Here is a 9,560-nt window from a genome sequence, read left to right as displayed (position 1 = left end):
AGCCCGTGTCGGACCGGCGCTACGGTCAGGTGGCGGCGAAACGCCCGGCGCGGGCGAGGGCGCCCGCCGGCATGGCGAACGGAGGATGAGCAGTCGGTGCAGATCACTTACGCGACCCGGGCGGCCCCCGGCACCGTCAACGAGGATTGTGTGGTCGCCGGTCCGGACTGGGCGGTCGTGCTCGACGGGGCCACCGCGCCCGCCGGCGTGGACAGCGGATGCGTCCACGACGTCGCGTGGCTGGTGCGGCGGCTCGCTGGCGCGCTGAGCGCCCGGCTGGCCGTGGCCGCCGGCGGCCCGCTCACCGACCTCGTGGCCGACGCGATCGAGCAGGTCCGCGCGTCGCATGCCGGCACCTGCGACCTGGCCAACCCGGACAGCCCGTCATCCACTCTCGCGGTGACGCGACGGCGCGACGGCCAGGTCGAGTGCCTCGTCCTGGCCGACTCCCCGATCGCGGTCCGCGGCCGTGACGGCCGGCTCCGGATCGTGGAGGACGATCGTCTCGCGCACCTGCCGGGCGGGCGTCCGTACACGCTCGAACACGTTCGGGCGCACCGGAACCGGCAGGGCGGCTTCTGGGTCGCGAGCAGCGCTCCGGAGGCCGCTCATCAAGCGGTGACGGCGGCCTTCCCGGAGCCGGAGGTCGACCAGGTGGCGATGTTCACCGACGGAGTGACCCGGCTGGTCGAGCACTACGGGTACGACTGGCCGAGTCTGCTGGAGACCGTGCGAACCGACGGTCCGGCGCACGTCATCGGCCTCGTGCGGCAGGCGGAGCGGACGCGGCCGATACCGGGGGCGAAATCGCACGACGACGCGACCGCGCTGCTCGCGACCATGCCGACCTGACGACTCCCGCCTCGCCGGTCACCCGTGGTCGCCGGGTCGAGCGGCCGGGGTGCTCCGCTGAGCCGCGGCGGCTCGGCTCGGCGTGCCGTGCCGAGCCGCCTGTCGGCGCAGCAGGGGGACGAGCGAGATGAGCAGCCCGCCGACGGCCACGGCCGTGACGAAGACCAGGCCGGGCCGGTACTGCGCGAGCATGGCGGCGGCGGAGTGGGATTGCGGCGTCGTGTCGTCGCCCGTGATGAGGGCCGTGGTGACCGCCAGGACGAGCGCGGAGCCGACCTGACCGGCCGTCTGCACGAGCCCGGCGGCCAGCCCCTGCTCATCGTCCTCGACACCCGCCGTCGCCTGCACGTTGATGGACGGGAATCCGAGCGCGAAGCCGGAGCCGAGCAACAGCACCGTCGGCAGGATGGCCAGCGCGTAGACCGGATGCGTGTCGACGCGCAGGAACAGCAGGTAGCCGGCCGACATCGCGATCAGCCCGCCGACGATGAACCGGGCCGTGCCGAAGCGGTCGATCATCGACCCCGTGAACGGCGCGCTGAGCACCACCAGGAGCCCGGCGGGCAGCAGCGCCAAGGCCATCGTCAGAGGCGCCCAGCCGAGGACGGACTGGAGGTACAGCGTGACGACGAACTGGAACGAGGTGTACGAGCCGAGCAGCGCGACGATCCCGAGGTTGGCGCGCACGAGCGTGCCCTTGCGCAGGATGCCCAGCCGGACCAGCGGGTGCCAAACCCGGCGCTCGACCAGGAGAAACGCGCCGAGCAGCACCACGACGGCGCCGAACAGCACCAGCGTCACCGGGGCGGTCCAGCCGCGGTCCGGGGCGGACACCAGGTCGTACACCAGAAGCAGCATCGCCGTGGTGGACGTGAGCGCCCCGAGGACGTCGTGGCCGCCTTCGGAGGCCGGGCGGTCCCGGGGGATCAACGACAATCCGGCGACGAGCGCGATGAGCGCGATCGGCACCGGCATCAGGAAGGTCCAGCGCCAGCCGAGCCCGGTCATGAGCCCGCCGAAGATCAGTCCGAACGAGTAGCCGCTGGCGCCGAAGACGGTGTAGATCGACAGCGCCTTGTTGCGCGCCCGGCCCTCCGCGAACGTCGTGGTGATGATCGACAGGCCGGTGGGCGCCGTGAAGGCGGCGCTGACCCCCTTGATGAACCGGGTGGCGATCAGGAGCGGCCCCGAGTCGACCAGGCCGCCGAGCAGTGAGGCGACGGCGAACACCGCCAACGCGATCAGGAACACCCGCCGCCGGCCGAGCAGGTCGGCGGTGCGGCCGCCGAGCAGGAGCAGCCCGCCGTAGCCCAGGACGTATCCGCTGACGATCCACTGGAGGCTGGAGGTGGTCAGGCCCAGCGCTCTGCCGATGGACGGGAGTGCCACGCCGACCATCGACACGTCGAGGCCGTCGAGGAAGAGCACCAGGGAGAGGACGGCCAGGATGCCCCACAGTCGGGTGGGCCACCGGTGAGGAGCGGCCGGGGCACCGGGAAGCGTGCGTGAGTCAGGGATTGCTGTGGTGGTCACGACAGGGAAGTTACATGCATGTGCATCAGATGTCCACGCATTAAATGCAGTTGCATCTTCGGAGGGTCGGTGTTATGGTCCGGGCATGACGGAGACGGGCGAGACCGACCTCGTGCGACGCTGGCGCGACGTCCTGGCCTGTTACAGCACGGTCTCGTGCGCTCTCGACCGTGCGCTGCAGGAGGCCCACGGGATCGGGATGAGCGAGTTCGAGGTGCTGGACCGGTTGATCGACGCGTCCTGCGACGACCTCCGGATGCACGACCTCGCGGGTTCGATGTACCTCAGTCAGAGCGCGTTGTCGCGGACGGTCGCCCGTCTGGAGCGCGAGGGTCTCGTCGAGCGGTCCATGTGCGCCGACGACCGGCGCGCGATCTTCGTGAAGCTCACCGCCGCCGGGCGGGAGCGCCACTCGCGGGCGCGCACGACCCAGCGCGCCGTCCTCGCCGAGCATCTCGCGGCCGAGCCGGTCCGAGCCTGACATCGAGGCGGCCCGAGCCTGACCTTGTCGGCGGCTCTCCGCGTAGCATCGGGGGAGACCGACCCCCGACCACCCCGCGCCGCGCGCTCTGGGCCGACAGAGACGGCGGCAGGAGAGCCGTGCCTCACGGACCCGACCATCACGGACCAGATCACCTCTCGGGCTCCGCGTATTCGCCCGTCACCGCCCCCGGACGCGAGCTGCACGCCCTCGGCTACGCCGAGGACCCCATGGCCCGGCCGCTCACCTATCCCGGCCGCCGCCCGCCAGGATCCGGGCCTCCTGGTCGACGGATGTTTCCTCGACCTGCGCGCCGTGTCCCCGCCGCTCGTCGTTCGCCCGCCGGCCCGGCCCTGCGCCCGGCCGGATCCCGCCCCCGATGCCGGGACGCGCGTCGCCCCCGATGCCGCGACGGACGTCGCACACCATCGCGCGACCGCTGCCGCTCGCGATGCCGCGGCCGGCCCGGCGGTTCGACCGGCCGCGCAGCCACCGCCCGGGGACTGGCTCATCGAGGCGCCGACGGCGCCGCCGCACGTGTTCGGCGGACCGGAGGTCCCACTGGACGACGCGCTGAGAGCCTGCGGCCGGCCGGTCATGGCCGAACGCCGGCCGGTGCTCGCCATCGGGTCGAACGCCTCGCCCGCCCAGCTCGTGAGGAAGCTCGCACGGTGGATGCGCGTGGTCGTCCCCATGACGTACGCCCGCGTGTCCGGGCTCACCGCCGGGGCGTCCGCGCACGTGAGCCGGCCGGGATACGTGCCCGCCGTCCCCGTGCTCAGCCCGGGCGCGAGCGCCGAACTGATCGTCCTGTGGCTCGACGACGAGCAGCTGACGGCCGTCGACCGTACGGAGCCGAACTACCACCGGACGCGGCTGCCGGCGTCGGTGACCGCGGAACTGCCCGGCCGGGGGCCGTTCAGCTGTCACCTGTACGCCGGGCGGCACGGCTGCCTGACCGGGGAGGACGGCACCCCGATCCGCCTGGCCGGGCAGGCCGAGCTGCTGACAGGGCTCCTCGCGGCATCGCCCCGTCTGGCGCGCCTGACCGGCGCCCGTACCCCGGAGGAGTTCGTCGCCCGTGCCCGCGCCGACGCCCGCCTGCGGGACGAGGTGCGGCGGCTGTGGCGCGACGAGGGCGTCGTGCTCCACCAGCCGGAGCTCGCCGCGCGACGGCCCGCGGCCCCCTGACCGCTCGTACAGCCCTGACCGCTCGTACAGCCGTGACCACGCGCGGAGCCGTGACCCTCGCCTACCCGTCACCGCGCGCGCAGCCCTGAGCAGGCCGTTCGCGCGGCCCCGACGGCGCGCGGAGGGCTCAGTCCGATCGGCTCCCGTATCGCGGCGTCGAGGGATCCGTCACTCGCCGACCGATCCGTCGATCAGCTCGCGTACGACGTCGAGCTGCCCCACGTGCCGCGCGTACTCCTGCAGCAGGTGGAACAGGATCCGGCCGAGCGTCGGCCGGACCGCCGGCGGCGCGAACCGACCGCCGTCGGACGCCACGTCGGCCAGGCGGACCGCCGCGACGATCTTCCGGGACCGCCGGCACTGTTCGGTGAAGAACGCCACGATCTCGTCGACGCTCTCGCCGTCGGCGACGTGCCACCGGCCGTCCGGCCCGTCATCGCCCCAGGGCTGCCGGACCGGCTCCCCGGCGAACCCCCATTCCAGCCACCGTCGTTCGACGTGGGCCAGGTGCTTGAGCAGCTCCAGAGGGGTCCATCCGCTGGGCAGCACGCTGCCGCGCAGTTGCCGCTCGGACAGGCCGTCCAGCTTGCGCAGGACGGCGTCCCGGTAGAAGTCGAGGTACGCGGCGAGCAGCTCCGCGGGGTCGCTCATCGTCTGCGGAGGCTCGGGCGCGGCGTTCCTGGGGCCGATCATCGTCCGACGGTAGCGGAGCCGAACGCGGGCGGGGCGATGGCGTGATCCGTGGGGTACCCGTCGTTGACGCCATCGCGAGCGGCGGGCGAGCCTGGGGAGGTGGACACCCCGCAGATCTGCTTCGTCGTCTTCGACGGCTTCCAGTCGCTCGATCTCACCGGACCGTACGAGGTGTTCGACCACGCGGGATACCGGTCGCGGATCGTCGCTCCGCGGGCCGGGCTCGTACGCTCGCGGAGCGGCCTGCCCGTGTACGCGGAGTTCGGGGTGGACGACGTCGACCCCGGCGGTATCGACACGCTCGTCGTGGTGGGCGGCGCGGGCGTCGACGAGGCCCGCCTGGACTCCGCGCTGGTCGGCTGGATCGCCGCGGTGGGGGCCACGGCCCGGCGCGTCACGTCCGTGTGCAGCGGGGTGTTCCTGCCGGCGGCGGCGGGACTGCTGCGCGGCCGGCGGGTCACGACCCACTGGAAGCGCCGCGACCAGCTCGCCGCCGAACACCCGGAGCTGATCGTCGACTGCGATCCGATCTTCATCCGGGACGGCAGGTTCTGGACGTCCGCGGGCGTGACGGCGGGCATGGACCTGGCCCTCGCGCTGGTCGAGGAGGATCTCGGCCGTGACGTCGCCCACGAGGTGGCCCGCGAGCTGGTCATGTTCCTGCGCAGACCGGGGAGCCAGTCGCAGTTCAGCGTCCCCCTGTGGTCGGCGCAGCCGTCGAGCGACCCGATCCGCGCCGTCGTCGACGCGGTGCACGCGTCGCCGGGGGCCCGCCACGGCATCGGGGACCTTGCCGAGAGGGCCGGGCTGAGCCCTCGTCACCTGCAGCGCCGGTTCACCGCCGAACTCGGCGTGCCGCCGGCGGCGTACGTCGAACGGGTCCGGGTGGAGGCGGCGCGCCGTGCGCTGGCCGAGGGGGACGACCCGGTCGAGGCCATCGCCCGGCGGTGCGGCTTCGGCACCGCCGAGACGCTGCGCCGGGCGTTCCACCGGCACGTCGGCGTTCCCCCCTCCGACTACCGGGACCGTTTCCGATCGACCAGGGAGTACGCGTGACCACTTATGGACTACTGCTGTTCGACGAGGTGGAGGAGCTGGACGTCGTAGGACCATGGGAGGTCTTCACCGCCTCCTCGATGCTCCGCGACGGAGCCGACACCGCGGTGACCATCGCGGAGGAATCCGGCATAGTGCGGTGCAACAAGGGACTCCGGATGCTGGCCGACCACTCCTTCGGTGACCACCCGCCCCTGGACGTCCTGCTGGTGCCCGGCGGCCAGGGCACCCGGCGCGAGGTGTCCAACCCGACCCTGATCGACTGGATCGCACGGACCGGCGCGTCCTGGGTCACAGGCGTCTGCACGGGCGCGCTCCTCCTGCACGAGGCCGGGCACGCGCGCGGGCGCCGGGTGGCGACACACCACGCCTTCGAGGACACGCTGCAGGCACGAGGGGACATCACCGTCGTACGCGACGCGCGTTACGTGGTCGACGGGAACCTCGTCACCAGCCAGGGCGTCTCGGCCGGCATCGACATGGCGCTGTGGCTGATCGGCCGGCTGCACGGCAGGCAGCACGCCCGCGCCGTGCGCCGATACATCCAGTACGAGCCCGCCCCGCCGTACCTCGCCGACGAACCTCAGGACGCCTGAGCGAAAGGTGATGTGGGCAGCGTCACAAGATGGGAGGCTGCGGGGCCTAACGGGCGGATGGGCTGCTATGTATGCGGGGTAGGAATCGGATCGCCCATCCGGGCGATCCGGCTCGCCGCGCCGCGTCCGCTAAGGTATATTTGCATCGCAAGTTTCACTAAATGGTGTGACGGCGATTTCTTGACACTATTACGGCCGAGCTCTATAACGGCTATGCTGAGGTAGTAACGCTCGACCGGTGAGCTCTCGCCGGTCGGCTGGGGAGGAACAAGGTGCCCGGGCCCGGAAGTGGCACGGTTCGTAACCGCAGACTGGCAACCGAGTTGCGCCGCCTCCGCGAAAGAGCCGAACTGACCGGCGATGACGTCGCCGACCGACTCGGATGGTCGGCATCGAAGGTCAGCCGTATCGAGAACGCCCGCCAAGCCCCCCGTCTGGGAGACGTGAGGAGCTTGCTGGATCTCTACGGTGTCGAGGGCTCCTATCGGGACCAACTGCTTCAGCTGGCCCGGGACGCCGTTCGAAAGGGCTGGTGGGAGGCGTATTCGGACGCCCTCCCCGAGCAGTACGCCTCCTACATCGGGCTTGAGATGGAGGCGGAGGAGATCCTCCAGTGGGAGACCCAGGTCGTGCCCGGTCTGCTGCAGACGGAGGCGTACGCCTCGGCCGTCGAGCAGTGGTCGCACTCGATCGAGGTCATCCCGCCGAGCCGGGTCGACGCGCGTGTGGAGACCCGGCTGGCGCGGCAGTCCGTGCTCAAGCGCGAGACGCCGCTGCGGCTGTCCCTCGTCCTGGACGAGTCGACGCTGGTGCGCCGGTACGGAGACGCGAGCGTCATGCGCGAGCAGCTCGAACGTCTCGTGGAGTTGGCCGAGCTGCCCAACGTCACACTTCAAGTGCTTCCACTTGATGGGCCCCATCCGATCGCCACGGGGTCCTTCACGCTTCTGCAGTTCCCGCAGGTCGGGGGCATCAAATTCCATGATGTGATCTATATCGAGCATCAGAACGGCTGCTCGTATCTCGAAGAAGAGACCGAGACCTACCGGCATCGGCTCAGTTTCGAACGACTCAGTGCAGAGGCGCTCCCGCCTGCCGAATCCGTGGAAATGATCTCCAGGATCGCCCGGGATGCGTGGGGATCTTAATAAATACCGAAGGGGGGTGATAGTGATGGACCAGGCAACCAGGCATCCCGGCGTCATCTGGCGCAAAGGATCTCGGAGCATGGCCAACGGGGCATGCGTCGAGGTCGCGTCGGTGCCGCAGGCCGCGTCGGAGGACGACGTGGCTCGGGCGGCGGAGTAGCGCCACAACTGAAAAACGACGAATAACTTGTATCGCTCGCAATAGCAATATTGTGAGCGTTTGTGCGTGAATAGCAGTAATGACGGCCCACTTCCCGCGCGGCGCGGCGAGGGAAGTGGGCCGTTCGAGGTTTTCCGCCGAATGAAGGCCCCCGGTTCCTCGACCGCATCATGCGGGCCTGCCGCGATCCAACGGCCGGCGACCGGTCGCGCCGAGCGATCTTGAGCAGCGAAACGCCGACCGCTCGGGCGAGCGAATTCCTCGGCGGTTTCGGCTGCCTCCCCGTCATGTCCGGACGCCCTTTCTGGACCCCATCTCGCCTACATCGGGCTTGAGATGGAGGCGGAGGAGATCCTCCAGTGGGAGACCCAGGTCGTGCCCGGTCTGCTGCAGACGGAGGCGTACGCCTCGGCCGTCGAGCAGTGGTCGCACTCGATCGAGGTCATCCCGCCGAGCCGGGTCGACGCGCGTGTGGAGACCCGGCTGGCGCGGCAGTCCGTGCTCAAGCGCGAGACGCCGCTGCGGCTGTCCCTCGTCCTGGACGAGTCGTCGGTTCAGACCAGGGGCTTGGTGCCGCTGCGTCCTACGACATCGGGCGCAGGCGCCAAGCTCTTCCTCATCTTCCAGCCGACGGGCGCTGAACAGCCGGAGGCGGCTGCTCAGGCGAGGAAGTCGAACCGCCTGGCCGGCCTCGCGGCCCGGTAGGCCGCCCAGCTGAGCGCCAGGTCCTGCCACGGCAGGCCGACGGGCGCGTAGACGGTGACCTCGGACGGCTCCGTACGACCCGGGGTCACGCCGCGCAGCACGTCCGCGAGCACACCGGCGGCGTGTTCGCGCCCGAGACCGGCGTTGCCGAGCGCTCCCATCGCGACGGCGAGATCGAGGTCGTCGACGAACGTACGGCTCGCCCGCAGCAGATCGGCCGAGACCTCCGCCTTGCCGGGCTCGTCCGCGCCGAGGGAGGTGACGTGCGTACCCGGGCCGACGTCCCCGGCGTGCAGCAGCGGTGTTCTCGCCCAGGTCGCCGTCACGATGATGCCCGCCTCCGCGACGCCGGGCGGGACACCGCGCCCGGCCCGTGCCGGCACCGCCCGGCCGCCGTGCCGGGCGGCGAAGGCGGCCGCCCGCTCCGGGGAGATGTCGGTGACGACCAGCTCGCGGATCGGCCGCAGGCGGCGCAGGCCGGTGACCACGAGGTCGGCCTGGGCGCCCGCTCCGATGACGGCGACGGTGTCCGCGTCCGGCCGGGCGAGCGCGTCGGTGCCCAGCGCCGCGGCCAGGCCGGTGCGCCAGGCGGTCACCGTGGCCGAGTCGAGCAGCGCGAGCAGGTCCCCGGTCCGCAGGTCGTGCAGGCAGACGACGCCCCGCAACGCGGGTGTCGCGTCCGGGAACTTGGCGTTGACCTTCACCGTGTAGGCCGGCACGCCCTCGATGAGGCCGGGGATGAGCGCGGTCGCGGTGCCGGGCCCGGGCAGGTCCGTCCGGACGCGCTGGGGCCGTACGGGACCGGAGGACGCCACGAAGCCCGCGCGGAGCGCCTCCAGGCACGCCCGGGGGTCGAGGAGCGTCTCCAGATCGCTGCGGCCGAACAGTACGGTCACCGGACGATCTTCGTTCATCCGCACGCCTGAGGAAACCGGCGGGGTGCCCTGAGTGCCGGCGGAACGCCCGGGGCCGGAGGGCGGGAGAACGATGCCCGGGGACGGCGCGGGAGGGGGTGTCCGCAACGGGGCCGGAGGGAGCGCCCCCGGGAGGCCGGGGCTCCCGGAAGGCGTACGACGGCGGGGGACGCGCGGCCCGGGGGCCGAGCCGTCTTGGCGTCCGGGGCCGCGCTGGTCATAGGTTTCTGC

11 protein-coding genes are annotated in these 9,560 nt (G+C 71.7%); 8 read left to right on the top strand and 3 right to left on the bottom strand.

Going from position 1 to position 9,560, the window contains the following annotated elements:
* Positions 1–96 precede the first annotated feature (96 nt).
* Positions 97–852, top strand: coding sequence for a protein phosphatase 2C domain-containing protein (locus NE234_RS27820; protein WP_252783611.1), 756 nt, complete (start codon positions 97–99; stop codon positions 850–852).
* A gap of 18 nt (positions 853–870) precedes the next feature.
* Here NE234_RS27820 and NE234_RS27815 read toward each other — a convergent pair whose 3' ends face one another.
* A complete protein-coding gene (locus NE234_RS27815) occupies positions 871–2,385 on the bottom strand; it encodes an MFS transporter (RefSeq protein ID WP_252783610.1) in 1,515 nt (504 codons plus the stop codon).
* A gap of 85 nt (positions 2,386–2,470) precedes the next feature.
* Here NE234_RS27815 and NE234_RS27810 point away from each other — a divergent pair, with 85 nt between their 5' ends.
* Together NE234_RS27810 and NE234_RS27805 are read left to right on the top strand one after the other, a co-directional pair.
* Positions 2,471–2,866: a MarR family winged helix-turn-helix transcriptional regulator gene (locus tag NE234_RS27810; protein ID WP_252783609.1), complete on the top strand. Its 396-nt coding sequence runs from the start codon at positions 2,471–2,473 to the stop codon at positions 2,864–2,866.
* Positions 2,867–3,403: 537 nt separating this feature from the next.
* Positions 3,404–4,057 carry a hypothetical protein gene (locus NE234_RS27805; protein WP_252783608.1) on the top strand — a complete coding sequence of 218 codons (654 nt, stop codon included), beginning with the start codon at positions 3,404–3,406 and terminating at the stop codon, positions 4,055–4,057.
* Positions 4,058–4,225: 168 nt separating this feature from the next.
* Here the strand turns inward: NE234_RS27805 and NE234_RS27800 are convergent, their stop codons facing one another.
* Positions 4,226–4,750: a DinB family protein gene (locus tag NE234_RS27800; RefSeq protein WP_252783607.1), complete on the bottom strand. Its 525-nt coding sequence runs from the start codon at positions 4,748–4,750 to the stop codon at positions 4,226–4,228.
* 99 nt (positions 4,751–4,849) lie between these two features.
* Between NE234_RS27800 and NE234_RS27795 the strand changes: the two genes are divergently transcribed.
* From NE234_RS27795 to NE234_RS27780, 5 genes are all read left to right on the top strand, one after another.
* On the top strand, positions 4,850–5,806 hold the full coding sequence (locus NE234_RS27795; protein WP_252783606.1) for a GlxA family transcriptional regulator: 957 nt from the start codon (positions 4,850–4,852) through the stop codon (positions 5,804–5,806).
* Positions 5,803–6,402, top strand: a complete 600-nt coding sequence (locus NE234_RS27790; protein WP_252783605.1) for a DJ-1/PfpI family protein — start codon at positions 5,803–5,805, stop codon at positions 6,400–6,402. The genes NE234_RS27795 and NE234_RS27790 overlap by 4 nt, the downstream gene beginning before the upstream one ends.
* Before the next feature lie 272 nt (positions 6,403–6,674).
* On the top strand, positions 6,675–7,550 hold the full coding sequence (locus NE234_RS27785; protein WP_252783604.1) for a helix-turn-helix domain-containing protein: 876 nt from the start codon (positions 6,675–6,677) through the stop codon (positions 7,548–7,550).
* Positions 7,534–7,710 (top strand): DUF397 domain-containing protein, encoded by a 177-nt coding sequence (locus NE234_RS46075; protein ID WP_406567080.1) that lies wholly within the window; start codon positions 7,534–7,536, stop codon positions 7,708–7,710. Before NE234_RS27785 ends, NE234_RS46075 begins: the two co-directional genes overlap by 17 nt.
* 324 nt (positions 7,711–8,034) lie before the next feature.
* The gene (locus NE234_RS27780) at positions 8,035–8,415 is read left to right on the top strand and encodes a Scr1 family TA system antitoxin-like transcriptional regulator (RefSeq protein WP_308206938.1); all 381 of its coding nucleotides are present in this window, start codon (positions 8,035–8,037) and stop codon (positions 8,413–8,415) included.
* On the opposite strand, the gene NE234_RS27775 is transcribed toward NE234_RS27780, so the two are convergent.
* Entirely contained in the window at positions 8,370–9,311 is a 942-nt protein-coding gene (locus NE234_RS27775; RefSeq protein ID WP_252783602.1) for an ornithine cyclodeaminase family protein, read from the bottom strand. The two genes, NE234_RS27780 and NE234_RS27775, sit on opposite strands and share 46 nt — an antisense overlap.
* Between the last annotated feature and the right edge of the window lie 249 nt (positions 9,312–9,560).

This window comes from Actinoallomurus rhizosphaericola, from assembly GCF_024055675.1.
GTDB lineage: Bacteria > Actinomycetota > Actinomycetes > Streptosporangiales > Streptosporangiaceae > Actinoallomurus > Actinoallomurus soli.
The sequence above is the reverse complement of the archived record's forward strand: the minus strand, read 5'-3'. Positions and strand labels throughout refer to the sequence as shown.

Coding starts and splice junctions, on each gene's coding strand:
- NE234_RS27810 (WP_252783609.1), top strand. CDS start 2,471: ATGACGGAGACGGGCGAGACCGACCTCGTGCGACGCTGGCGCGACGTC.
- NE234_RS27800 (WP_252783607.1), bottom strand. CDS start 4,750: ATGATCGGCCCCAGGAACGCCGCGCCCGAGCCTCCGCAGACGATGAGC.
- NE234_RS46075 (WP_406567080.1), top strand. CDS start 7,534: ATGCGTGGGGATCTTAATAAATACCGAAGGGGGGTGATAGTGATGGAC.